The organism is Marinomonas sp. A3A (genome assembly GCF_018336955.1).
Taxonomy (GTDB): domain Bacteria; phylum Pseudomonadota; class Gammaproteobacteria; order Pseudomonadales; family Marinomonadaceae; genus Marinomonas; species Marinomonas lutimaris.
In genome coordinates this window covers 1,573,705-1,599,769 of sequence record NZ_CP025532.1, presented here as the reverse complement: position 1 = coordinate 1,599,769, position 26,065 = coordinate 1,573,705, and the positions used below count along the sequence as shown (strand labels likewise).

Genomic DNA, 26,065 nt, shown 5'->3' with positions numbered 1-26,065 from the left:
ATTGTGATCGAAATTTAATGCCGCCAACAAAGGCGACGAACTTGTGAGTGCCCTACTGACTGGCATTGTTATAATTTACTTGGCATGAGCCCTGATAGCTGCAATTATGCTCTCAGTGCTCCAACGAACATCAACGACTGAGCGTGAAGATACAATAGATGATATTCGCTCCTGTCCATGTGGGATTACGCCAACTATAGGCGTCCCTAATTCAAGCGCCTTATCCAGCTCCCATTCCATCCACGAACTATGACTTGCATATACACCAGCTAGTGCCAAGATGATATCCGAATCGCCAATTTTCTTTGCTAACCTTATCTTCACATAGCTTTCATTTTCTGAATTAATCGGGTTGTTTTTCGTGGATTCCTCGTATGTAGCACTAAAATACGCTCTTTCGTTAAGCAGATTCCTTAACGCCTCCAAAGTATTAGTATATTGCCAAGAGTGACTTATAAATATTTTATATTCCTTTGCCATTATCCTTTACCCTTTTAGTAGTTCACTGAGTATTTTTTTACTTTCAAAATATGTTTCCGACTCCCAGCTTACTGATGTAAGGGATAGAAATATTTTTTCAATTTCATTACCATTACTTTCGTCACCAAGCCCAAAGTAGCAACTCGCTAGGGTAGCATATGGCCATTTATTCTTAGATTCAGTGTTTTCACCTTCATCAAGTAAGTACGCCAAAACACCTAGTATTTCTTTCCTAGCTTTTTTCGCTGCAATTTTATAAAAAACCTTCTCCTCTGGATCTTCATCGATACTTGCAGCAATATTTAGACAAAGCGCGTAATTTTCTCCATTGTAGTAATCTCTACGAATTTGGAATCCTTTTGAATAATAATCTATCGCTCGCTTTAAATACTCCTTGTCGTTTGTTACATGCCACAAACGTTTATAAATGGCACCTGTAAGCCCAAGTGTTTCAGGGTCATTTGTCTCACTATCTGGGTCTAGTCTCTCAATTATCTGAAGAGCATCAGTTAGCGCGGAGATTTCAGTCGGTACTTTGGACTTATATCTTGCAAGGGCATGCTGCTGAATGAAGTATGATTCATTTGGAACTAAATCTTCCGCTTTTTGCCACAGCTTAGCAGCTTCAGTAAATTTGGATTCTTCCATACAATGTGTGGCGCGTTCAGATATTGCAAAAATACTATCTTCTCTATCGGAAAGATCACCGATAATTCTTTGGTACTCTTTTTTTGTTAATTGGGGAGGTTCAATATCTTTTATATAATCGTAAAGAGGGCTATCAATAGTGTTATTTTCTAGTAGAGATTCAATCATATTTGCTAGTGATTCTTGACATCGCTCTGCCTCATCAACTCCAATATCATCACCTAAGTGCGCATAGTGAAAAATACGGCTATGATTAAGATCAAACGGTATCGTTCCTTCTTGCTCTTTTATGATTATTGTCGAAAAAGGTCTAACTGCATGACGGACACCTAACTCATATATTGCATTCGGGTTATATGTAGATATGTCCGCAACAACTAAATCTGCATGCATTAATAGTGCATACATGCTTTTATCAATAAGACCAGAATCCTGTATTTCATCGGCCCTTACACATTTCAACCCAGATTTTTCAACTGCAGGTCTAATGATATTTTTATAGGTTTTGTCTAGATCTAATGTTTTCCCTGTGGATAAGTCTGTCTTTTTTCCAAAACCCATAATTACAAAACATAATTTTTTTATTTTAGCCACTCGGCACATCCTTTAGTGAAATTAAATATTTTGTTAATTCGTATGCGCGTTTAGACAATTTCTAAAAACTCAAAAATATCCTTATAATTATATGAATGATAAAGATTATATAAGGACATTAACAAAACTTAAAACTGGAAAAAAGAGCATGCGTGTTATTTATTCCTCCACAGCATATTATTTCGTCCACTGATATTCTCGTCCATTGATAGTAAAAGAATTCCTTACTTCCTACCAGTCCAAAATGCGCTCAAATAGTTTATTTAAAATAGCTAAACGCGCAATAAAGTAATTATTTTAAAAACAACTGTATATACAGATAGAAAATACAGTTTTTTATTCGCCCTTAGTCCGATGATTGTGGGGCTAAAGCCGCGGCTTAGCATAGACCATAAGAGCTTGATTCCCGCCTTCGCGGGCACTTGTCTCCTTGCGGGAAATGACGTATCTACGCAGGAGCCCTTAGTGAGAACAATGAAAGCTTCGCTTTCAACGGCACATCACGCTGCGCTCATGATGCCCTACGAAAAACCAGAATCTCAGAGATGAAGTCAGTTCGACGCGACGAAGTTGCGCGACCTTATGGAGTATCAGAGTCATTGTTTGAGGATCTATCTCCCAGCAAATAAACAATCTATGCCTTACGGTAAAAGTCGTCTTGCTAAACGCTACCTTAAACAAAATAAATGAGACGTTTGGGCGAAAGCCCGATAAAGAGACCTTTTGGTTACTTTTATGGATCTGGATAAAAGTTACCCGCTCAGCAGAGCGGAAAAAACCTGCAGCTAAAAGCAATTTAGAGGAAACAAATTCATTTGAAGACCCAAAGAACAACCCCACCCTAACCCTCCCCTTGGAAGACATAAGGGGAGGGAATTTAGTACCCAAGAACTCAGTTCGACGCGACGAAGTTGCGCGACTTTATAGAGTTTCAAAGTCATTGTTTGAAGACCTCCCCCCCTAACAAATAAACAATCTATGCCTTACGATAAAAGTCGTGTTGCTAAACGCAAAATAGACAAAGTAAATGAGACGTTTGGGCGATAGCCCGATAAAGCGAATTTTTGGTTACTTTTTGGGCGCTTGCAAAAAGTTACCCGCTCAGCAGAGCGGAAAAAAGGTCGGAAATACAAAGCGTTTGAATGGAACCCAAAGAAGAGAATAACCCCACCCTAGCCCTCCCCTTGAAAGACATAATGGGAGGGAAAAAGAGCTAAAGCTCGATGACTCTTGAGTTGTCGCCGATGCGACTCCCAACATGACTGACGAGGATTAAGATGTCTGGTTTGTAGTCGTTCTCTAATGAATGACAAATGGTTTCGATGGTGGCTTTGTCTAGTCCATCGAAGGGTTCGTCTAGCAATAAGACTGGCGATTGTCTTAACAGCAGGCGCGCTAACGCGAGGCGTTTGCGTTGTCCGCCTGAAAGGTTACGCCCTTGGGAGCTGAGTAAGGTTTCTAGGCCATTCGGTAGGCTTTTGGCCCAATCCGCTAACGCCACGGCTTCTAATACAGACCAGAGTTCGTCGTCGGTTGATTCTGGGTTGCCAAGGCGTAAGTTCGCGCTAATGCTTTGCTGGAAGATATAGGGTGATTGGGGTAAGTAGCTTAGCTGTGCTTGATATGACTGGTTGCTGTATAGGTCGCATTTTTCATTGTTAATTAAGGCGTCGCCAGAGGATAAACAATCGCCTGCAATGGAGGCCAATAGCGTAGATTTGCCTGAACCGCTGGCACCACGAAGCCAGATTGACTCGCCTGCTTGAGCACAAAAATCGATAGCCTGATTACCCATACCACTTGGGGCATGAAAGCCACGCCAGTGCTTGAATGACATGCGATGAATCGCTTGTGTTTTGTTTTCTGGTTGACCCTGGGCATCTTGATGTAATTGATTCAAACGACGCAGACCAACCTGAGACTGACCTTGTGCAACGAAGGATTGTACCAGTGGCAAAACCAGTTCATTGACGGCCAGTATCGATAAAACAAAGCCTACAACCCAAGTTCCCTGCACGCCGTCTATTAAGGTCCAGCGTTGGGTTTCTGGGGTAAAGGCACTGAGTAGATAGAAGCTGCTGGCGATGAGCAAGATGGTCACACCATATGACAACAAACGCCCAAGGCTCACAGCCTGCTGGATGCGAATTTCTGTTTTTCTTTGGCGTTCATCAAGTTGACCAAGTCGCTGTGCATAATCGTCCCAATGACCACGAATGGTCAAAGTAATCAGCGCTGAAAAAAAGCTGACATAGCGACTGCGACGATGTACGCCAAGTATTTGCCCAACGTGTACTGCATGGCTGGCAAAATGCCCACATACATAAGGAACCACGAAAACATGAAATAGCGCAGCAATAGATAATGGCCACAGTAACGAGGGCAAGATGAAGTAGGCAAAAATCGCTACAGCGGCATACGCCAATAACGCATAGATCCAAGGTAAGAAGACGACCAAAGGCCAGCGAATAATTTGATCGAGATCGCTGACTAGTCGCTGTAGTAAATCGCCTCGGCTTTGTTCATGAAGGTTTGCAGCGTCTTTCGCGACTCTCTGATCCCACACCCAAAGGCGCAAAGTGCGCAGTAATCCCAACAGGTGATTATGCGCTGTGACTTGTTCGCCATAGCGCCCAGCGGTTCTTAGGATCGCAAGCCCTCGAACAATGGCACCAGGTGTTAAGTAGTTAAAGACAAGTGCACCACCCAAAGCCGTTGCTAATCCCGCGGCAGAGATAAACCAGCCAGAAAGCCCCAATAGCCCAACACCCGCTAAGGTGGCAGCCACACCAGTCAACAGAGGAATAACAAAGCCCCAAGGATTGGCTAATAAAAGGCGCTTAAGCGATAACTTCGTGGTTTTCTTTGCGTGACTGCTCATGCAAACCTCCTTTTGTTAGTGCCCAATGTTTGTCTGCCCATGCAATCGGATGTGTGTCGTGGCTGACGATCAATAAGGTTTTGCCTTGGGATGCGGTTTTGAGTGTGTCGAGTACCGCTTGTGCTGTGTCCTTGTCCAATCCAGAACAAGGTTCATCAAGCAGCCACATATCGGCGTTTGATAATAAAGCTCGGGCAATAGAAAGACGCTGCATTTGTCCGCCAGACAAACCAGCACCGAGTTCGGTTAATTTCGTATCTAGCCCATCTGGTAGTGCTTGAATGAATTCATCACATTGGCTTTCTCGCAGCGCGGCATGTATTTCATTTTCACTTGGCAACCTAGTGCCCTCTTTGCCACCAAGACCCAAAAGTAAATTACGACGAATGCTGCCGTTTACCCATTCTGGTGTTTGTGGCAACCAAGCCAGTTTGGCTCGCCAAGAGGCTAAATCTAACTCACTAAACGGCAAGTTGTTCACGAGAAACATTCCTTCGTAGTTTTCTTCAAAACCCAGCAAAAGATGCAAGAGACTGGATTTTCCAACGCCCGATTCACCACTCAACCAGACACGTTCGCCTTTGTTAATTGTCGCAGTGATTGGCGCGAGTCGATAACGCCCTGCTTCACACCAACTTAGGTTTTTAAACTGGATAGATGTCAGTTGATTAGTCGTTGCAGCGTTATTCGATTCGACAATACGACTCCCTTCCTGTTGTGAGGCAGCAGCGTGGGCTGGCGCGTCTAAAATTTCTAATAAATCGGTCGCGGCGGCTTCCGCTTTTTGCTTGGCGTGGTAATCGTTACCCAGCTGACGCAAGGGTAAATAAAATTCTGGTGCCAGCAATAAAAGGAACATGGCTTGCGTCAAGGTAACGGGAGACGACCCGACTTGCCATGGCAAGACTTCCAATAAGCCAAGCCCTAAATACAAGGCAATCATGGCAATGGATAATGAGGCAAAAAGTTCTAACGTAGCCGTTGATAAAAACGCTAATACCAAAACCCCCATGGTTGTCTTTTGATATGAAGTAGCACTATCGGACAAACGCTCGCGTGCTTCGCCAGTTCTGTTAAGGCGTTTTAATTCTGCTAGCCCTTGGCTTAAGTCCATAAATTGGTTGGACAACATGGCCAAAACATTAAACTGTCGGCGGTTAGCTTGTGCGGCTTTGTGACCGACAAAAATCATGAAGATGATAACCAATGGCGCGGTCATCATAAAAACAAAGAAGGCGATCCAAGAAATAGACACAACGGAAAGTAGGATCACACAAGGAATCAGGGTCACCATAAATACTTGTGGTTTATAGCGACTAAAGAAATCGTCTAACGCGTCTACTTGTTCGTAAACACGAGTAGAAAGCGCCGCATCTTCTTCGATTCTTAAGCGCGCTGGCCCAAGATTCGTAAGATGCGACACCAATTTACCACGCAAGCCGTAACGAATATCACGGCTTGCGCTAGTGCAAATACGTTCTCGACCAAAGTTAGCCAAGGCACGGATTAGTAGAGCAAATAAACCAACAACTAAGAGAGTTAGTGAAAAGGATTGGTGCAACGCCATATCTGAAAAGACATTCGCGAACGCCCAAGCCTGCAACACTAAAGACACCGCAAACAAGACACCGAAACTTTGAGCGATGCGGTATTTTGATGACTGCTGATTCGCCAACTGTCCCAAAAATACCGCTTCCGGTGTTTTAATTCGACCAGGTCGACGAGTCTTTTGTGCTCCCTTCTCTCTCGTCATAAGGCTTACTTCTGCTCCTCTTCACCTTCGTAACCACTAAACTCTAACCAAACTGCATTGATAATACCGAATGAACAGGCCAACAAAATGCCAAGAACCCAAGCGAAATACCACATATTTTGTTCCTCTATTTATTGCTAAAGATAGAGCTCTGCGAGCTCTATCTTCTTTGCTAATGACTAGTAAAGTGAATGATTGTTTTCTTCGATGTGTTTCTTCGTTAAACGACCATACATCACAAAATAGTTCCACAATGTATAAGCAAGAACGATTGGTACAAAGATACAAGCCACAACAAACATGATCATCATGGTTTTCTCACTTGACGTCGCATCCCACATAGTCAAACTCATGCTTGGATAGCTTGAAGATGGCATCAAGAATGGGAACATTGACCCACCCGCGGTAACGATAATGCCAGCAATACCTAGTGATGAACTTAAGAAAGACAATGCGCCTTTTCTCATTACACCAGCCAGTGCAGCAAACAACATACCCGCAATACCAATGATAGGAGCCAACATAAGCGCAGGCACTTTTTCATAGTTTGCTAACCATGCGCCAGGCTGTACTTCAGCGGTTTTCATTAATGGTGTCATGACTTTATTGCCATCAATAGCGCTTGTTAATACATAGCCATCAATACCATAAGCCAACCAAACACCTGCTAAAATGAACAACACAGCGGCTAATGCACCAGTGATCGCAGTAATACGGCTGGCTTTTTCAAGCAATGCATCGTCTGTTTTCATCTGTAGCCAAGCACCGCCTTGAGTCATTATCATTAGCAAACTAACTAGACCACAAAGAATCGCAAACGGGTTTAGTAGAGCAAAGAAAGAACCGGTATAAGTCACACGCAAGTATTGATCAAACTCAAATGGAACACCTTGCAACAAGTTACCAAACGCCACACCGAAAATAATAGGTGGAACGGCAGAACCAAAGGTAATCCCCCAGTCCCAGCTAGTACGCCATTTTGTGTTTTCTAGCTTAGAACGGTAATCAAAGCCGATTGGACGGAAGAATAACGCCGCCAACACCAACATCATCGCAAAGTAAAAACCAGAGAATGACGTTGCATACACTACAGGCCAAGCAGCAAATAACGCACCACCGGCTGTGATAAACCAAACTTGGTTGCCGTCCCAGTGAGGGGCAATGGAGTTGATCATAATACGACGTTCTGAGTCGGTCCCACCAATCACTTTCAGCAAACTACCGACCCCCATGTCAAAACCGTCGGTGACAGAGAAGCCAATTAGTAAAACCCCCATCAACACCCACCAAATGACTTTTAATAATTCGTAATCCATCTTACACCTCCTGTTTTAACTGAGACGTTTCTTGTTCAAGTGCATAACGACCAGTATGTAAACTAGAAGGCCCTTGCTTAGCAAAACGAATCATCAAGTACATCTCGGCAATCAAGAACGAGGTATACAATACGGCAAAACCAGCAATCGTAATCCAAATCTCAGTAGCCGTTAAACTGGATACCGCCACATGGACTGGCAAGATCTCACCAATCGCCCATGGCTGACGACCATATTCTGCGACAAACCAACCCGCCTCATTCGCAATCCAAGGCAGAGGTAAACACAACACAATGAGTTTAAGGAATAATGGATTGTTACCAATGCGACGACGTGCGTTTTGGTAGAAAGCCGCAGCGAAAACAACCAACATCACGAAGCCACAACCCACCATGATACGGAAGGCGAAGAACAATGGCGCGACTTGAGGAATTGAATACTCTACCGCTTGATCGATCTCTTCAGAGGTCACCTTGTTCATGTCTTCGTTAAATGCGGTTACTAGCAAACCGTAACCAAGATCGTCTTTAACTTTCTCGAAGTTTTCTTTTACCAGCGGATCGGTTGAACCACTACGTAGCTTCTCAAGCAACTGGTTTGCATAAATACCATTGATAATACGTTGGCGGTTATGCTCTTTCAGTTCTTTGATACCCTCTACTTCTTTGTCGAGGGAGCGCGTCGCGATCAAGCCCATTAAACCTGGGATTTTTATCGCATACTCAGTCTCTTGAAGCTCTTGATTCGGGAAGCCGATCAAGGTGAAGTCGGCAGGCGCAGGCTGTGTTTCCCACTCAGCCTCAACCGCAGCCAATTTCACTTTTTGCACTTCGCCTAGCTCGTAACCTGACTCGTCACCTAGAAGGATAACGCTCAAGATAGATGCCAAACCAAACGCAGAAGCAATCGCAAAAGAACGGCGAGCAAAAGCAAGGTCACGACCTTTCAATAAGTAGTAGCTTGAAATAACAAGAACGAATATCGCACCCGTTGTGTAACCTGCTGATACAGTGTGAACAAATTTTACCTGCGCAACTGGGTTAAACAATAAAGCACCGAAATCAACCAATTCCATTCTCATTGTTTCGTAGTTAAACTCTGACCCTACAGGGTTCTGCATCCAACCGTTTGCAATTAAGATCCACAAAGCCGACAAGTTAGAACCTAGCGCCACGCCCCAAGTCACTACCAAGTGCTTCACTTTGCTTAGGCGATCCCAACCAAAGAAGAACAAACCAACCAAGGTTGATTCAAGGAAGAAAGCCATCAAGCCTTCGATGGCCAAAGGTGCACCAAAAATATCGCCAACGTAATGCGAGTAATAAGACCAGTTAGTCCCAAACTGGAACTCCATCGTCAAACCTGTTGTTACGCCTAGCGCAAAGTTAATACCAAACAATTTACCCCAGAACTTAACCATGTCTTTGTAGACTTGCTTACCTGTAATCACATAGACGGACTCCATGATTGCCAGTAAGAAAGACATCCCTAGTGTTAAAGGGACAAACAAATAGTGGTATAGAGCAGTGAAAGCAAACTGAAATCGCGATAATTCCACTACAGCTTCGTTAATCATATAACTTCAACCCATTCATTTGATTGAGAAAAAAAGACGATCGTAGACACTTATTTCATTGAGTGTTCTTGTTATCCAACGCCCACCGAAGCCTCAAAAATTTATAAGGCTTACTATAAGGCTGGATTATGAGTGTAGTTGCGATCCAAAACATTGCGTTAGATCAAGATAAAGAGAGTGAAAGAAATAAGTAGTAAAAAAGATTGTTTGAAGAGGTAATTAAAGGGTTCTAAAACATGAAGATAAAAATCAAAGATGACCATGGAGACTGTGACGCCTTTCGTTCAGCCCCCATGATTGCTATCTCTTGGGCTATTATTTCAAGACTGTTTCTAAATATACCTTAGCATCGTCTTGTCCCATATACTTTGCCAAAATAGATAGAGGCACATTTTTTAGATTCACTACTATTAATCCATCCAATGAATTATGAAACGCTGGATCGACGTTAAAACACACTAACTTGCCGTTCATTTTTAAGTACTGACGAATCAATACGGGCAGTCCTTTGCCCTGCTCCATTCTAGACAAGACTTTAGAAAGTAGCGTGACACTCGCCAATGATGACAACAAATTAGGTTGCCAGAATACCGAGCCACTGTTTCGCAGCGGAGTTGAAGGCATCACCAAACTGGCTTTCTCTTTATCGTAATAATGGATCGACAAGGTCGCAGCGATTAACTGGCGAGCCGTATGACTGTAATCGTTACTGATGCTCACAGGACCAAATAAATGCGTATATTTGGGGTTTCGATAAGCAAAGGTCGCAATGCCTTTCCAAAGCAAAAGCAGTGAATTTAAGTTCTTTTGATACTTAGCAGCCACGACTGATCGTCCCATTTCAATGCTGTGATCTAGGCTATCAATAAAAGCTTGGTCATAGTTAAACAAGCTGCGTGAGTACAAACCTTTTAAACCATGCACTTCAATAAGCTTATCCACTAGCCCCATTCGGTAGGCACCGACGACTTCTTTATTGCCATGATGCCAAACAAACAATTGATGGTAATAAAGGTCGTATTCATCAAGGTCACAGGCCAAACCACTTCCCTCGCCCACAGCACGAAAATTTTCTTCTCGTATGCGACCAATTTCTTGTATCAGTAAGGGGATCGATTGCGTTGGTGCGCAATAAACACGGAACTCGCCTTGTTGTAACAACAGCATCTCGTCTGGCAGACTGGCAATTTCTTCGTCTAGGAGACTTAGATCAATCGGCGCGATAATAGGTAAATCGGCACTATCATGTTGAACAACCAATTCATGAGCATATTGAGGGCTCATTAAATAAGTATTTAAACGCAAATAACTGACAAGGTCTTGGTTACTCTCAAATTGACTCACTTCTGAGAATGGCATGGCACTGCCAATGGAAATTTCAATCACCGAGGATTTTTTATTAAGTAGCTCCCTTCCCAACATAGCAGTTCGCAACAAAGGATGAATACGGCCTGCTTGATAAAACAGCTCGCTGTTTTTGCCATTAATAAAAATAGGCACCGTAGTCGCCTCACTACGTTTTAAGAAATTAGCAACCGACTGGCTCCATTCGATGTCTGCCAATATCTGCTTTTCTTTCGACTTTTCTGCAGACTGATCCTTAGATTTTTTCGGATAAGTCGATACTTCCCCAGCAGGAAACACAATCAGTACACCACCATCAGCCAAGTGTCGATGGGCATCACGAATCGCCTTGCTATTCGTCCGCTGAGCGGTTTTGCCACCGAATACATCCACACCGATAAACAAGTCACTGATTTCAGGCAAACGCTTGAGCAATTCATTGGCCAACACTTTTACATCACTACGCACTCGTCCAACCAAATCCGCCAAGACCACACCTTCAATCGCCCCAAGAGGATGGTTAGCGACTATCACCACAGGACCTTTTTGGGGAATATTCTCAAGTTTCCCTCTGGCAATGGAATAATCAATATCCAACGCTTCGAGGGTATAACGCATAAATTCAAAACAGTTTTGGCTGCTTGGCCTTTGTTGATACAAACGATCTAATTTAGCGAGTCCTGTCGCCCATTCAATAACAGATTCCCCTACACCAAATGGCGTGACTCTTTTTAAGCGAAACGGACTTGGCAAACGAACAGGACTAGCTAACATAATCAGACTCCGTTATTCACAAGTTTGTTTAGAATGCCTTGCGGATTTTTTAGATCCCGAAACGATAAAAAGGCTGCACATAACCAAACCAAACACGCCATAGTAAACAGCAAACCACCGTCGTTACCGACGACTTCACCAACTTCGTTAAACTCAGGCATGACCACACCCAGTGGTGTAAACAGGTGAAAAATAATCGCACCACTCATAATGCCCATGGCCATCAAAGAACCAAGACCATGCCAACGGGTAAAGAGCAAAATGGAGGCAATCAGTTCGGCCACACCAATAATATAACCACCATAATTCCCGAAAAATTCCAAACCAGACCAAGCGCCCAACACGCCAAAGATATAGTCGGTTTCGTAAGAACCTGTGAATTTAAAAAACAGTGACTGCACAAATACAAAGGCGATAAATACCGTTGGCACATATTTCACGAATTGCTTATTCATCTTTATTAACCTTATTTTTTAAATGTTATTTTTTGCGAATCAGTGCTGGCCAATTGGCATCCGCTTGTTTGATATGTAAAGCAGGATCTTGATCCCACTTGCGTTTAATATCGTCGTCATAATTTAAGTAAAGCTTGCCATCGACCACCGCCCAATCTTTCGGATCAGCAGAGGCAAAGTCGTTCTTGGCAGACACCGCCCAAGCACAATATCCACCATATTGAGGGGCGTATTTTTCGGGCTGGGCTTTGAACATATCGAGATGCTCTTGCGAGGCAAAATACCAATCTGCGCCTTTATATTCGGTCACATACTTGGCGTTACCTTCGACCGGTTTTTGGTCGGTAAAATAAGCAACCGTGTCATAACCACTCAGGGCTTTATTACTAAAATAGCCGGTATAAATCTCATCTTGCGCAAACGCCAGACTGCTCATAAACAAGGCTAAAAACATCACTAAGCGTGTCATATCAACTCCTAATATTTGATTAAAGGGAAATACCAAAAAGGGGAACCATTTCTTGAAAACGATCATTTTGAAAGCGATTGTCTTGAAAACGATAGGTCTGTGCTGCCAGCGCTGCTGGCGTTAAATGCGAGCAAGGCGATCCGGCCACATAGCTCATTTGAAGATTATCTTTTGCGACCTGAATGCGAGTGAAACTCACGGTCTGTGCATCTTCTCTGTGCATACAAACCGACAAGTGAGGATGTTCTGGATGATGCTGAGAATGGAATACCAGCAAATCATCCGAAGTCTTGACTGACAGTTCGTCATAAATAGATTGTCGATAAGCGACCGTGCTTTCTAATGCCACCGCAGACGAAAAATGCGGTGATATGGCATAAGTAACAGAGACCTTTTCGCCATCCCATTGAAACTCTCGGACCTTGTCATGGCCTAGTTCAAAGGCTAACAAGGTAAAAGGCGCGAATTGTTGAAGGTCCAGCTGAGCAAACTGCCATTCAACTTGGGCTACAGTCGCTTCACTGGATAAACGCTTTAATAATTGCCCGCGGCTTGTCAGCTCGCCTGATGGTGTTTTACCTTGATAATTATTTAGCAAACACAAGGACAAACCCTGCTCGTTTAAGCTGATCCAGCTACCTTTGCCGACTGGATCAATCGGCATCAACACCTGAGTTCCCTGCTCTATAAAGGACTGAGGCGGCAAAGCTGGCGCACGCGTTTTTTGCTCGTCGCGATTGAAATACAATTGATAACCTGACTCATCAATCCACCAAGAAACCGAACACATAATTATTGACCTCGCAAAAAAGTAGCTGTGGCTGGCGCAATACCAAAGTCATCATCCATTGGCTTATTCATTAAATTTGCTGCGACTTTTACCATGGCAAAATGATGATTAGCGTGCAGGGCTGCAAAGGTAATCTCTCGTTCTAAGGTCGACGACATAAGGCAGGCTTGGGTATGCGAGACAGAAACTTCCGTCAAAACATTCACGCTTTTCTTGAGCTTTTTTTCCGATAATCCTGTTAGCCAGTTTGTCAGCTCGTCGATTTCAGCCAAAGCAACAGAGCGTGATGTTTCCACCGCGTGACCACGACGACGTTGGTTGTAATCAATCACAATACCCGCTCGATATATGGCATTAAAAACATCCAACCAATGACGAAAATGCTCTCCGATAGAACTGTTAATATAAGGTTTCATCGATGCTTGATAGCCTTCGTCATCTAGCATCTGCAAACAGCGAGAAGCCTGAGAGAAAGCCTCAAGACAGCCTTGTACCGTTGGAGCATAAGTCGCTGGCTGCAGCGTGCTCACTTCTCTCTTTTTTAATACTGATTGCATATTCTTTCCTTCCAAAAAACGGCTCTTAACTAAAATTTTTAACTCACTTAAAGCTTGGTTTAATCAGTGCTGGGATAATGCTGAATCAGAGCTTTTTCTTCTCGCCACGCTTTCAATAAAGCTCGAAGGGTCGGCGATTTAAAACCGCGCTTTTTCTGCAAAGCACCAATCTCGAATAAGATTCGGTACTGTTTTAGAAGGGTGCTAAAAATCTCGGATAACTTGGTATTTCGGTCCCAAATATGGGTCGCTTCACTACTGGCTCCATTCATTTCCAAAATGGAAAAATTCTCGCCTGCCATAAAGGATTCGATATCTGCAAACTTGATGTCTAAGCGGCCGTAGTAGTAGCCATCCACATCTTTTAAGATCTCATCCAATTTGCGTGTTAACGCTTGCGTGATGTAATGATTGCCATTGCGAAAAATCGAACCGCGACTGTGACTGCCAGCAAACGCAAGAGGATATTCTTCGCCTTCTGCGGGTACCCAATCCAGTTTTTGTATGTGACGCGGGAAGTACAAATGGGTTAATTGACCCGAACGCGGACAACGCTCAATAAGCTGTCTCAAACTATGCGTGCCGTCACCAACCACACTTGGCGTGTATTTCAAGGTAATGGAAATAATCTCGCCCAGCTCTTGCCCTGGATAACGCACGTAAAACACTCCAGCTTCCGCTTGATATGGTGCTTTACGCTGAAGTAGGAATCTCGCAGATAGAGGGAAGCCTTGGATGTAATCATGAAGTTGCGCTTTGGATTTCAGCAGTTTAACCCCAACTCCGCGACAGCCTAGATCTGGCTTAGCAACAATCGGAAATGACAACTGAGCGGCGTCCATGGCTTGCAGTGCCTCTTCTAACTGAATAGAAACCGTCTCTTGGCTTTTCGTCAGCGTAATAAAAGGTTCAATCCATTGTTTTGCAACTGGGCCAGCCAAATTCAGAATATCGGTTTTAGATTCCCCTACCATGCCGCTAAGCTTGATGCTTGGATTGGCAATTAAAGGCAAACAAACATCCCCGTGACGCAAACCAAGTAACACACTCTGCGCCACAACAGGCGCATAAAAGAACCAGCTCGGCATGAATTCATAAGGCGAAATACTCGCCTCTTTTTCTACATGGAGCAGCGGCATTCCAGCATTAATTTTATTCGGTGCAATGAACTGCCCCTCTACCATGGCACTCATGATATACCTCGCGTAAACGATTTATTAAGAAAGCGATTCATTAAAAACAACAGGGCAAAAGCAAGAGGAATAAGCACCCACTTCAGCTCTGAAACCTGCATAAAAACACTGCTACCTAACTGATAAATAAGCGTGAACACCACCAGCGTCCAAATAGACGTCGCAAGCAGAACGGCGCTAAAAAAGACTCGTAACGGGATGACAAGAAAACCACTCAAGGTAAAACCAATGGTTCTTAAACCGGGAATAAAACGAATCAAAAAGAGGTTCAAAAAAGCACGCTGAGTCAGCTTTTGTCTCACGACTTTAAAAGAAGAATTGGTTAAGGCTCGATAGCGTAGCCATCTTACTTTTCGAGAAAATCGCCCCAAAACGTACAGCCCCAAATCACCCGTCGCGATACCAATAAAAATAGACATTAAAGCAAGTGATGAAGGCAAATCGCCGTGAGCAGACAAAGTCGCGGCCGTCGCGATAGCGAGGTCTTCAAGTAAATAAGACAAAAGTACAATGCCAACACACAACAAGGTCAGCGACGTTGTTCCCGATGTTAGCCATGCTTGTAATTCTGCAATCAAGGTAAATCACCTACCCATGTCATCTAAAAACTTGGAAAGCTCCAAGCACCATTATTTTGTTTCTGGAGGTTAGACGTGGGCAGTAATAAGTTTCTTACAGCACTAGTTAAAAAAATTAAAATAAAGAAATGGAGTTAGTTAGAAGGGATCAAAAAGGAAAAGTACAATAAACGAGCAGGGATTTAACGATACAGAGAGTCGTGTTTCTGTTTGCGCATTGAGCAGTTAGCCAAAATATCCAGCTTTTGACTCTGAGTTGATTTTTGCCAGTCCATAATTTCGGTTATGGTTCGATAACAGCCCACACAAACATCGTCACCATCAAGACAGCAATGCCGAATGCAGGGACTTTCTATTGTTTGATCGGTTTGATTATTCACTGACATGTTTAAGCCTATATTTATCTAAAACCAATTTTAATCCCAATTGCTACGACGCAAGCTTTTAATTTGGCCTTTTTGCTTTTTCTGATCAATGCGTTTTTTCTGCGAAGAACGTGTTGGTTTGGTCGGTCTACGCGCTTTTTGCACACGTACCGCTTCAAGAATCAGCTCTTTAAGTCTTGCCAGTGCATCTTCTCGGTTTAACTCTTGGGTACGATGTTGCTGAGCTTTAAGCACAATATCACCGTCTTTGGTAAGACGAGAATCACTTAATGCGAGTAAGCGTTCTTTATAAAATTCAGGCAAGGAAGAGTTGGCAACATTAAACCTAAGATGAATAGCAGAAGAGACTTTATTCACGTTCTGACCGCCAGCGCCTTGCGCTCGGATAGCGGTGAGTTCAATTTCGTGGTCTGGGATCGCCACGGCGAGAGTAATTTGCAGCATGATGATTGCTTTATGTTTCTTTCTATTGAAATGGCCGACAATTATAACAGGCTTAAGAAGTGTTTGCTTTGGTGCATCGTTTATCAGTACATTATCGGTTACAATCGCCGTCTTGTTTTCAACCTAATAGGAGTTTTTTTGTGACCCAGTTCCGTCCTTGTATCGATCTACACCAAGGCAAGGTTAAACAAATTGTTGGTGGCAGTCTGAATGACAAAGGCGCCACAGAGAACTTTATCAGTGAATACAATGCAGAGCATTATGCCAATATGTACCGTGAACACGGTCTTGTTGGAGGTCATGTTATTGCTTTAGGTAAAGGTAACCAAGAGGAAGCGTTAAGTGCTCTGCGTGCTTATCCTGATGGTTTACAATTTGGCGGCGGCGTCAACAATAACAATGCAGCAAGCTATTTAACGGCTGGCGCATCTCACGTTATTGTCACTTCTTATTTATTTGAAAATGGTGAGTTTTCTTGGGACCGCTTAGATAAAATCAAACGCGAAACAGGAACCGATCGTTTAGTATTGGACTTAAGCTGTCGCCGTACCAAAGACGGTTGGTACATTGCCACCGATCGCTGGCAAACCATTACCTCGACTCAAGTTAACCAAGAAAATCTAATTGAACTAGCAAACCATTGTGATGAATTTTTGATTCATGCGGCTGATGTTGAAGGCTTGCAGGCTGGTATTGATGAGGAGTTAGTTCAACTACTTGGCCAAGGATGTCCGGTTGCTGTTACTTACGCTGGCGGTGCTCGCTCTTTGGCGGACTTAAAGCGCGTTCATGAATTGTCTAATGGCATGGTAGATTTAACTATTGGCAGTGCATTGGATATTTTTGGTGGCCAAGGCGTAACTTTAGATGAATGTATCTTATGGAACCAATCTCAAAAATAATCTAGCGTTAGAGGCAAGCCTTTGACTTGTCTCTAACATCTTCCGTTGTGAGTTAACGCCTAAAATTTCAACAAAGAGTCTACTTACACATTCTTTAATGAAATACTCCCGCTAGTTGTGGCCACTTCAGCTCGACATACAATCCGTCATACCGCATACTTGGTGACTTATTTTTCGCTTCTAGTCTCAGGATTATTAAATGCCTACATTTCGTTCTGGCCTTTTACTTGCAGTACTTTTACTTAGTGCTTGCTCGATGCCAATTTTACAAGATCCCCAACAAACCAAAACAGAGAAGCCTATTACTCAAAACAAGGCAACCACAGAGCAAACTAAGACACCAAAAGACTCTGTTGATGAAATCGTTAATACTGTCGTCAAAAATGATTCAGCTAATAAAACTGACGCTGTCGATAAAACAGATGATCGTAATTTAGCCGAACAACTTGAGACACAAAAGAAACTCGCTAATACCAACTTTACTGAGCTTCAAAACCGCGTTGGTAATGCACCTGAGCTACCACGAATTTTGGCCACGAAGCAGTTAAGCGCAAAAGAAATCGACTCTGCTATTCAACAATTACGTTCATACATAAGTAAAACAAATAGCGCTCTTGCGTCGCTAAATGCACGCGTTGATGACAGAGAAAAGATGGCAATAAGCGGCGATTTGATTCAAATATTCTTATCAGATACAACAGTGACTCATAACACTACAACATTTAAAGCCCAACCGCTGGTTGGTCAGTGGGTTCGTGGTGAAAGTCGAGTCATTCGCTTAAAAGATAATATTTTGTTTGAAAATCCGAAATCAGAAGATTTGCATATTACGTTTTCGGAATCATACCAACTTGTTGTGAACGGCGAAGTTATCTCAACGGTTAATCCAAATAAAGAGAAAAACAACGCCAGCTTTAATGTCTCAACATACAGCACAAAAGGTACAATTGTTGGTAAATTAGACTATCGAGTGGTTAACAGTAAATAATCTAGTTATTCTTAATAAACAAAAAAAGAGCTAATATTAGCTCTTTTTTTGTTTATACACTCACTAGCTTTGCCGCTTTTCGGCGTTTCTGTGCATTATCTAATACCACCTGAATGCAGGCTAAATAATCCACCACCATATTAGCAAACAGCTTGTCATCTAACTTTCTAACTAATTTACCAATACGTTTTATCACTTGCCAATTAACCGACATAACACGACTTGGAGCATGCCTATCCGCCGCATTAAGGGCAGATAAATAAGCGGTTGCGACATAGCCTGGCTCAGGATTCATCGTCCCTGTATCTTCAGGCAAGGTCCCCACGCTATGCAGCAGTCTCTCTGCAAGGCGCCGATACAAAGACGACACCTTTTTAAATACATGTCTATCCAAAGTATTACCTACTCGCCCACATAATGCTGAATTGGCAAAAAATCCGTCAAAACACATCGAAAGCATGTCACACAAAATGCGAGTGTCCGCATTAGGGTAAGGCATCTTTTCTGAGTAATGGCCATCAAGCATTTTTATCTCCTTTCAAAAAAGGGTGAGCTTTGTGCAAATAAGGATGATTAAAGCCGTGTTTACTGAAAATTTACCAGTATTAACTATCACCGGATTCAACCCTATGATTTTATTGCCACATAAATTCTTTAAGATTTTTTAAGGGTAATGACAATGTCTTCACCAAAGCTATTCATGCATATTCAAGATCCATTATTAGCTTCAAACCTGCTGTCTTTAAATGGCGTTAGACAATATGAGTTAAACATTAGCCATCAAGATGAGAATTGGCTAGATCAACTGTCTATTGCTAAATGCGATGTTGCTCTTATCGAAGTCAATTCATTACACGATGTTGCCTTAAAAGAACTTATTAACAGCCCTGTTTTATATCAAACAGAATTTTTATTCTTCAGCAAAGGCAAACCTGATCCAATATTAGATCGCCTAATGCATAAAGGAGCTGGATTTCACTATCGAGCGCCTTATAACTTAAAACTGATTGAGTCTTCGTTAGAAGAAGTTTTTTGTGAACTAAACCGCTCTCACGAAGACATATCTACCCAAACCAGCTATTTAGATCAATTTGGGTTATTAGTTGGTTCATCAGCTGCCATGCATTCGCTTTACCGCACCATTCGAAAAGTGGCGGCAACCAAAGCCAATGCTTTCATCATGGGTGAAAGCGGCACAGGTAAAGAACTTATTGCCAATACCCTACATGTATTTAGTCAACGAGCTGAAGGTCCATTTGTCGCGATCAACTGTGGCGCACTTAGCCCTGAACTGATCGACAGCGAATTATTCGGTCATGTTAAAGGCGCATTTACCGGAGCACATAAAGATCATCAAGGCGTTTTCGAACAAGCCGAAGGTGGCACACTCTTTTTAGATGAAGTCACCGAAATGCCTTATGAGCATCAGGTAAAACTTTTAAGAGTGCTCGAGAGCGGTGAATACAAACCCGTCGGCGCTCAACAAGTAAAAATGGCTAACGTACGAATTGTTGCAGCAACTAACCGTACTCTAAGCGATGCAATCCGTGATGAAGTCTTCCGAGAAGATCTTTATTTTCGCTTAGCTCAATTCCCTATCATGGTTCCCAAATTAAGAGACCGTGAAGGTGATGCATGTGGCCTTGCCCAACATTTTTTGGCTTACCGCAACGCACAAGATGGTCAGCACAAACAATTTTCAACACAAAGCCTAGAAAAAATTAATAACTACATCTGGCCTGGTAATGTACGCGAGTTAAAACATGCTATAGAGCGAGCTTATATTTTGGCTGATCACACCATCCATCCTGAGCATCTCATTACCAATGACCTTGGCGACCAAACTAAAGCGGATAAAACGTCAGGTATTCCTATGGGTATGCGCCTAGATGACATAGAAAAAATCGCCATACTAAAAACACTGAAAAACAATGATGGCAACAAAACAGATACAGCCAATCAACTTGGTATCAGTATAAAAACCCTATATAACAAACTCGATAAATACGAACATACCGATTTTTTATAACAGAACGTTAGAAAAAAGGCCGATTAACTCGGCCTTTTTTCTATTCATTTTAGCAATCAGTATCTTTGGCGTTCATGCCTTCTTTCGCTTCTTCACACTTGTCTTCAATAGCGTTACCAGTATCTGTCATTGTCTCATCAATTGAGTTGCCAGCGTTGTTTAGCGCTTCACCAGCATTATCAATCGTTTGATCTACAGCAGCACCAGCGTCATCCATGGTTTGCTCAACGGCATCACCGGCATTGGACATAGCATCTTCTGCTTTACTGTCATCTGAGCTCTGGTCACATGCAGCCAATGTACCAGCAGTAACAAGAATCAAAGCGGTATTTAGTAGAGTACGTTTAATATTCATAATGGTAACCTCCATTTAGTTTTCAAAAGTTTGGGAGCAATAATTGCGGTCTACGCCAGCTTCCAAGTAATCAATTCAACAACCTGAACAAAAGAACTGAAGTTCATGTCGTTGATTTCACATCTAGAGTATTGCGAAGCCCGTGCCAACTTTCAAAAAATACATCAAGTATTTGATATTAAAAGATTTTATTATAAATATGAAAATGAAATACAACTCGTACCAAGTGGTCAACAAGTAGTTTTTACAAAATTACTCGGTAACTGTTTCCGTCGAGTAATTGTAAAGACGCAAAAAATGTGGCTCATAAGCCACCAATCTGATGAAATGAAGAAGTAACGCCACGAAACAAGCAGCCCCACAAAATAAACAGCTATTTTCATGGAATACACAAAAAGACTCTTGAATGTTTGTATCTCTGCCATAGAATTGGCCAAAACCTTTGCTTTACTAGATAAGCGACCATTAAGGACATGTTAATGAACACCACGCTGTACACCTCACCACGACTAGATGGTTTTCGTATGCCTGCGGAACACGAACCGCAAGAGCAAGTTTGGATGGCTTGGCCAACCCGCGAAGACAACTGGCGAGAAAAAGGCAAACATGCTCAAGTCGAGTTTGTTGCTGTTGCTACAGCGATTGCGCAATCAACCGATGTCACCTTTATTGTCGATGCAAAGCACTATGAACAAGCTCGCCTCGCTTTGCCTAATCAAATTCGAGTCATTGAAATTCCGTCTGATGATTGCTGGATGCGTGATATAGGTGCGACCTACGTTGTAAACGATCAAGGCGAACGTCGAGCTAATAGTTGGCAGTTTAATGCTTGGGGCGGAGAACTAGACGGTCTATATGATTCCTGGGAACAAGATAATGCCGTCGCCGAACAAATGGCCGCTGTCACAGGTGACTATGTTTACCATGCCCCCTTGATTCTTGAAGGCGGCTCTATTCATGTAGACGGCGAAGGCACCTTATATACAACAGAAGAATGTTTGCTGCACCCAAGCCGTAATCCCCATCTCAGCAAAGAAGACATCGAAGACCTATTAAAGGTGTACTTAAATGTTGAAAAAATCATTTGGCTAAAAGATGGGCTTTATAACGATGAAACCAATGGTCATGTCGATAACATCATGCATGTTGTCCGCCCTGGTGTTGTCGCATTAACAGACTGCAACGACCCAAGCGATCCGCAATACGCTATCAGTAAAGCGGCACTAAAAGTATTAAGCCAAACCATCGATGCAAAAGGTCGAACACTAGAGATAGTTAAGCTCCCATTGCCAGGGCCGCTTTTTGTATCAGAAGACGAAGCAAAAAATTTAGTAGAAAGCGATTATATGAATCGCCAAGTAGGAGAACGTCTTGCAGCCTCTTACGCCAACTTTTTAATAACGAATCACAGCATTGTTTTTCCTACCTTCGGAGTGAAAACCGACGAGCAAGCAAAGGAAATTCTACAACTCGCCTTTCCTGACCATAATATAATAGGTGTTTACGCTAGAAATATATTATTAGGCGGAGGGAACATTCACTGCATTACTCAGCAGGTTCCTAAAAAGGACTCTATAAAAACCGTTTAAGTCGCTTAAACTTCTCGGTAATAGATTGCGGCATTGGTTATAGATGTTATACGTATATTCAATATAAATACCAATATGATAAACCTTTTTTATGACGGCGATATTTCTGTTTGTAGCGCTCACACACTGTGCTAATCTGACAAAGTAACGCCTTGTATAAAAGGTTTATAACGCATTGGTGTTTTGTCTATTTTTTTGGCTAGAACATACACAAACTTTTGCTTATGTTCGGTTGTACTAATTGAAGCGCTTTGCTTCTTATTCACGATGGCGTATTTCGCTTGGGGTAATATTAATGGATTCCACGTTTACTTTATTGGACTTAGGCTGGCAGGCTTACTTTCAACAACAGTTATCATTGGATGATTTAGAATCTAACCGTATTGCACGTATCTGCTCTCAACAAGGTAGCAATTACGAGCTTGTCAGTGAGTTCGGCTTCTTTAACTTAGAAAGTGATTCAGATATGCCAAGTATGGCTGTCGGTGACTGGGTTGTTACCGATACTGAACACAATTTTTTACGCCTTTTAGAGCCAAGCTCTGTATTTGAAAACATTGCTTCAAATATAGACACTGTGTTTCTAATTTGCGCATTAAATCAAGACTTCAATCTAGCACTGATTAAACGCTATTTAGAACTTACCCATGAAGCTCAAGCTGATGCGGTTGTCATTCTTACTAAAGCCGACACCTGCGAAGACGCTGCAGAAAAACGTGCCCAAGTAGAAAAGCTTGATCCATTGCTCATCGTAGAAACTGTTAATGCTTTGGATGCTGACAGCCTACGCTGCCTATCGCCTTTGCTTAAGAAAGGCAAAACTATTGCTTTATTAGGCGCGGTTGGCTCTGGTAAATCCGCATTGATCAACACCTTGATGCAGACCACAGCGGAAGGCAAAGCCCAAAGAAATATTGGCGATTCTGGTGTATTAAAAATCATGCCATCAGGCGCAATCTTATTAGATACAGCTGGCATGCGTGAATTACAACTGGCTGAATTTGATAGCAGCGCTATTGCCAATTTTGCCGACATCATCGCCTTGGAAAAAGAGTGCCGATTTAGCGACTGCCATCACCAAGGCGAGCCTGGTTGTGCGATCAAAGGTGCCGTTAAAGCAAACCGCTTAGATGAGCAACGCGTGGCTGATTTTATGTTACTTCGTAATGAAGATAACGATGACGATCAATTCACGAGATCCAAACCACAAGAGAAGTTTTATCGTAGCGCACAATCTGATATCCGCGCACGAAAACACAGCTCTGCCGAGTAATATTTGATATTTAGCACAATTTCAAATTAGCAAAACAGAAAGCGGATTATTAAATATAGTCTGCTTTTTTGTGCAGAAAAAACCTCCAAAATAAATAAGAGCAACCTCTGCCCTTTACAGCAAGCCGATGAGTGTTTATAACAACTCCCTCTATTCGTTTTCACTCCACTCTAACAGAGGCAGCTTTTCTGAATCACCATGTCTAATACTTTACTAATTTATTCAACAACAGACGGTCACACAAAAAAGATAAGCCTAAAAATGCAAGCTGTAATCGAAAGCCAAGGCCATACCGTCACTCTTTTACCAGTAGAAGAGGCAACGGCAGAAACCTTAGCCAATCATGACAAGGTGGTCATTGGTGCCAGCATACGCTATGGCAAACATCAAAAAGTCGTTATCGACTTTATTGAGCAGCATAAAACTCAGCTTAATAGCAAACCGAGTGCTTTTTACACTGTTAACCTTGTTGCTCGTAAACCCGAAAAGTGCCAACCAGACACCAACCCGTACATCATTAAACTTTTAGCCCAACTCGATTGGAAACCAAGTTTAGAAGGGGTTTTTGCTGGTAAATTAAATTATCCACAGTACGGTTTCATCGACCGAAACATGATCCGCTTTATTATGTGGATGACCAAAGGACCGACCGACCCAAAGACTAATATGGAGTTTACCGATTGGAACAGTGTCGACAAATTCGCTCAATCCATCTGTGATATGTAATAAAACGGCCGTTAATAATCTATAGTAAAACGACGCAATCTAAACATTAAAACCATTCGCTATTCTATTGAGTTATTAGAAAAGGAAAAATGAAATGACTGACACGCTGTTGCTAACCTTTATTTTTTTGGTTGCGGGGGTCATTTCTGTTCCTATTGCGTCGCGGCTCGGACTCGGCTCTGTATTGGGTTATTTGTTAGCAGGGATTGTCATTAGTCCTCTGCTGACATTATTAGCAGTAGACATTGTTTCTATTCAACACTTTGCCGAACTCGGTGTTGTTATGATGCTATTCCTTGTTGGGCTAGAGCTAAATCCTAAAAAGCTTTGGGCGTTAAAGTCCAAATTATTAGGCTTAGGTGGCGGACAAGTTGCATTAACAGCCCTATTTATTATGGGATTGGGGATGCTATTGGACCAAGAATGGCGCACCAGCTTAGCCATAGGTTTAGTGCTCGCCCTCTCTTCTACCGCTATTGTTATTCAAACGCTAACTGAAAAAGGCCTAATGAAATCAGATGGCGGACAATCCTCTTTCGCCGTACTGCTCGCTCAAGATATTGTCGTTATCCCAATGCTGGCTTTTATTCCTCTGCTTGCCACACCAGAGCTCATCGAATCTTTAAGTCATGCAGCAGAGATATCACAGGGCGGGAGCCATTCCGTCTCTTTAGTTGATGGTTTAGAGGCATGGCAAACCGCTTTGATTACCATCGGTGCCATTGGTGTTGTGATTTTAAGCGGTCGCTTTTTGGTTACGCCTATTTTTCGTTTTATCGCTGTCGCGCAATTAAGAGAGCTATTTATTGCTGCAGCTCTGATGTTCGTCATCGGCACAACGCTACTCATGTCTTTAGTTGGACTATCTCCCGCACTTGGGACATTTCTAGCTGGTGTAGTATTGGCTAACTCACCTTATCGACATGAATTAGAAAGTGACATTGCTCCTTTTAAAGGTTTACTACTTGGGCTCTTCTTCATGACCGTCGGCGCGGGCATAAACTTCACTCTACTGTTTAGTCACTTCCTTTCTATCCTTGGCTTAACCCTCGGATTAATTCTACTGAAAGCCACCACGCTTTTCATATTAGGACGAATTTTCAGTATTCGCGGATCAAATAAATGGTTGTTTGCACTGGGTCTTGCTCAAGCGGGGGAATTTGGTTTTGTCTTATTGTCTTTTACCGTTAGCAACGCGGTGATTTCTCAGGAAGTTGCTGACATCCTGCTGCTTGTCGTGGCCTTGTCTATGTTACTCACGCCAATGCTATTCATTATCTATGATCGTGTAATCGCACCTCGTTATGCCACAGACAAAACAGCGGGAACACACGATGATCTTCCCGATGACAACAAAATCATTATTGCCGGTTCAGGACGAATGGGAAGTACAATAGACAATCTTTTACGTTTAGCTGGTTATCATTCCACAGTAATTGATTTCAGTGTAAAAAGACTAAGAGCGCTACAGAACTTTGGGGTTAAAAATTACTTTGGTGATGCAACTCGTCCAGACTTACTACAAGCCGCAGGCATAGATGAAGCATCGCTGCTGATTATTACTATTGATAATCCAGAACAAATCACCAAACTGGTCAAATATGCCAAAGAGCACTACCCTAACCTACACATTATCGCGAGAGCCTTTGACAATAATCACGTTTACGACTTATGGGCTTCGGGATGTCGAGATATCATTCGAGAAAACTACGACAGTAGCTTGCGTATGGGACGATCTGCATTTGAGGCGCTGGGCATTTCTCATCATAAAGCAGAGCAGATGATCGACGTGTTTAATCAACACGATAAAGTATCTATGGTGGAAGTCGCTGATGCCCATCAGATCGGCGTTCCCTCTCATGAAAACAAAGTATTTATCGCGCGTCTTAAAAAATATCTGGAAGAGAAAAACCCACAACTCCAAAAAGCAATGCAAGATATTCAAGCACAAGCGGACGACTAAAC

The 26,065-nt window shown here is 42.6% G+C and carries 25 protein-coding genes; 7 read left to right on the top strand and 18 right to left on the bottom strand.

Translation table 11 applies throughout. The annotated features are described in order from the left end of the window. Positions 1–75 precede the first annotated feature (75 nt). From CYL31_RS07450 to arfB, 16 genes are all read right to left on the bottom strand, one after another. On the bottom strand, positions 76–480 hold the full coding sequence (locus tag CYL31_RS07450) for a TIR domain-containing protein (protein ID WP_212918299.1): 405 nt from the start codon (positions 478–480) through the stop codon (positions 76–78). A 6-nt stretch (positions 481–486) separates the two neighbouring features. Continuing rightward, complete coding sequence (locus CYL31_RS07445) at positions 487–1,722, bottom strand: TRAFs-binding domain-containing protein (RefSeq protein WP_212918298.1); 1,236 nt, start codon at positions 1,720–1,722, stop codon at positions 487–489. 1,213 nt (positions 1,723–2,935) lie between these two features. After that, positions 2,936–4,603, bottom strand: a complete 1,668-nt coding sequence (locus CYL31_RS07440) for an amino acid ABC transporter ATP-binding/permease protein (protein WP_212918297.1) — start codon at positions 4,601–4,603, stop codon at positions 2,936–2,938. Next, positions 4,563–6,356 (bottom strand): thiol reductant ABC exporter subunit CydD, encoded by a 1,794-nt coding sequence (cydD, locus tag CYL31_RS07435; RefSeq protein WP_212918296.1) that lies wholly within the window; start codon positions 6,354–6,356, stop codon positions 4,563–4,565. Before cydD ends, CYL31_RS07440 begins: the two co-directional genes overlap by 41 nt. Positions 6,357–6,361: 5 nt before the next feature. Further along, positions 6,362–6,472, bottom strand: a complete 111-nt coding sequence (gene cydX / locus CYL31_RS07430) for a cytochrome bd-I oxidase subunit CydX (protein WP_212918295.1) — start codon at positions 6,470–6,472, stop codon at positions 6,362–6,364. 63 nt (positions 6,473–6,535) lie between these two features. After that, complete coding sequence (cydB, locus tag CYL31_RS07425; protein ID WP_212918294.1) at positions 6,536–7,672, bottom strand: cytochrome d ubiquinol oxidase subunit II; 1,137 nt, start codon at positions 7,670–7,672, stop codon at positions 6,536–6,538. A gap of 1 nt (position 7,673) precedes the next feature. Beyond that, positions 7,674–9,248 (bottom strand): cytochrome ubiquinol oxidase subunit I, encoded by a 1,575-nt coding sequence (locus CYL31_RS07420; protein WP_212918293.1) that lies wholly within the window; start codon positions 9,246–9,248, stop codon positions 7,674–7,676. 315 nt (positions 9,249–9,563) lie between these two features. After that, on the bottom strand, positions 9,564–11,366 hold the full coding sequence (locus tag CYL31_RS07415; RefSeq protein ID WP_212918292.1) for a bifunctional lysophospholipid acyltransferase family protein/GNAT family N-acetyltransferase: 1,803 nt from the start codon (positions 11,364–11,366) through the stop codon (positions 9,564–9,566). Positions 11,367–11,368: 2 nt separating this feature from the next. After that, entirely contained in the window at positions 11,369–11,821 is a 453-nt protein-coding gene (locus CYL31_RS07410) for a hypothetical protein (protein WP_212918291.1), read from the bottom strand. Positions 11,822–11,846: 25 nt separating this feature from the next. Beyond that, entirely contained in the window at positions 11,847–12,290 is a 444-nt protein-coding gene (locus tag CYL31_RS07405) for a YHS domain-containing (seleno)protein (protein ID WP_212918290.1), read from the bottom strand. Between the two features lie 19 nt (positions 12,291–12,309). Beyond that, complete coding sequence (locus CYL31_RS07400) at positions 12,310–13,080, bottom strand: NRDE family protein (RefSeq protein WP_212918289.1); 771 nt, start codon at positions 13,078–13,080, stop codon at positions 12,310–12,312. A 2-nt stretch (positions 13,081–13,082) separates the two neighbouring features. Further along, positions 13,083–13,637 carry a hypothetical protein gene (locus CYL31_RS07395; protein WP_212918288.1) on the bottom strand — a complete coding sequence of 185 codons (555 nt, stop codon included), beginning with the start codon at positions 13,635–13,637 and terminating at the stop codon, positions 13,083–13,085. A 59-nt stretch (positions 13,638–13,696) separates the two neighbouring features. Continuing rightward, complete coding sequence (locus CYL31_RS07390) at positions 13,697–14,830, bottom strand: D-alanine--D-alanine ligase (RefSeq protein WP_212918287.1); 1,134 nt, start codon at positions 14,828–14,830, stop codon at positions 13,697–13,699. Beyond that, positions 14,827–15,408 (bottom strand): DedA family protein, encoded by a 582-nt coding sequence (locus tag CYL31_RS07385; RefSeq protein ID WP_212918286.1) that lies wholly within the window; start codon positions 15,406–15,408, stop codon positions 14,827–14,829. The genes CYL31_RS07390 and CYL31_RS07385 overlap by 4 nt, the downstream gene beginning before the upstream one ends. Before the next feature lie 182 nt (positions 15,409–15,590). After that, entirely contained in the window at positions 15,591–15,794 is a 204-nt protein-coding gene (locus CYL31_RS07380) for a DUF1289 domain-containing protein (protein ID WP_212918285.1), read from the bottom strand. Positions 15,795–15,824: 30 nt separating this feature from the next. Then, complete coding sequence (gene arfB / locus CYL31_RS07375) at positions 15,825–16,238, bottom strand: alternative ribosome rescue aminoacyl-tRNA hydrolase ArfB (RefSeq protein ID WP_212918284.1); 414 nt, start codon at positions 16,236–16,238, stop codon at positions 15,825–15,827. Between the two features lie 140 nt (positions 16,239–16,378). Here arfB and hisA point away from each other — a divergent pair, with 140 nt between their 5' ends. Then, a complete protein-coding gene (gene hisA, locus CYL31_RS07370) occupies positions 16,379–17,140 on the top strand; it encodes a phosphoribosylformimino-5-aminoimidazole carboxamide ribotide isomerase (RefSeq protein WP_212918283.1) in 762 nt (253 codons plus the stop codon). Between the two features lie 199 nt (positions 17,141–17,339). After that, positions 17,340–18,128: a hypothetical protein gene (locus CYL31_RS07365; protein WP_212918282.1), complete on the top strand. Its 789-nt coding sequence runs from the start codon at positions 17,340–17,342 to the stop codon at positions 18,126–18,128. A 52-nt stretch (positions 18,129–18,180) separates the two neighbouring features. Here CYL31_RS07365 and CYL31_RS07360 read toward each other — a convergent pair whose 3' ends face one another. Next, positions 18,181–18,654, bottom strand: coding sequence for a hypothetical protein (locus tag CYL31_RS07360; protein ID WP_212918281.1), 474 nt, complete (start codon positions 18,652–18,654; stop codon positions 18,181–18,183). Positions 18,655–18,807: 153 nt separating this feature from the next. Here CYL31_RS07360 and CYL31_RS07355 point away from each other — a divergent pair, with 153 nt between their 5' ends. After that, a complete protein-coding gene (locus CYL31_RS07355; protein ID WP_212918280.1) occupies positions 18,808–20,157 on the top strand; it encodes a sigma-54 interaction domain-containing protein in 1,350 nt (449 codons plus the stop codon). Positions 20,158–20,206: 49 nt separating this feature from the next. Here the strand turns inward: CYL31_RS07355 and CYL31_RS07350 are convergent, their stop codons facing one another. Next, the gene (locus CYL31_RS07350) at positions 20,207–20,512 is read right to left on the bottom strand and encodes a hypothetical protein (protein WP_212918279.1); all 306 of its coding nucleotides are present in this window, start codon (positions 20,510–20,512) and stop codon (positions 20,207–20,209) included. 479 nt (positions 20,513–20,991) lie between these two features. On the opposite strand from CYL31_RS07350, the gene aguA reads away from it, so the two are divergent. From aguA to CYL31_RS07330, 4 genes are all read left to right on the top strand, one after another. Then, entirely contained in the window at positions 20,992–22,101 is a 1,110-nt protein-coding gene (gene aguA, locus CYL31_RS07345) for an agmatine deiminase (protein ID WP_212918278.1), read from the top strand. A gap of 295 nt (positions 22,102–22,396) precedes the next feature. Further along, positions 22,397–23,374 carry a GTPase RsgA gene (gene rsgA / locus CYL31_RS07340; RefSeq protein WP_212918277.1) on the top strand — a complete coding sequence of 326 codons (978 nt, stop codon included), beginning with the start codon at positions 22,397–22,399 and terminating at the stop codon, positions 23,372–23,374. A gap of 198 nt (positions 23,375–23,572) precedes the next feature. Beyond that, entirely contained in the window at positions 23,573–24,100 is a 528-nt protein-coding gene (hemG, locus tag CYL31_RS07335) for a menaquinone-dependent protoporphyrinogen IX dehydrogenase (protein ID WP_212918276.1), read from the top strand. A 94-nt stretch (positions 24,101–24,194) separates the two neighbouring features. Beyond that, positions 24,195–26,063, top strand: a complete 1,869-nt coding sequence (locus tag CYL31_RS07330; protein WP_212918275.1) for a cation:proton antiporter domain-containing protein — start codon at positions 24,195–24,197, stop codon at positions 26,061–26,063. The last annotated feature ends 2 nt before the right edge of the window (positions 26,064–26,065 follow it).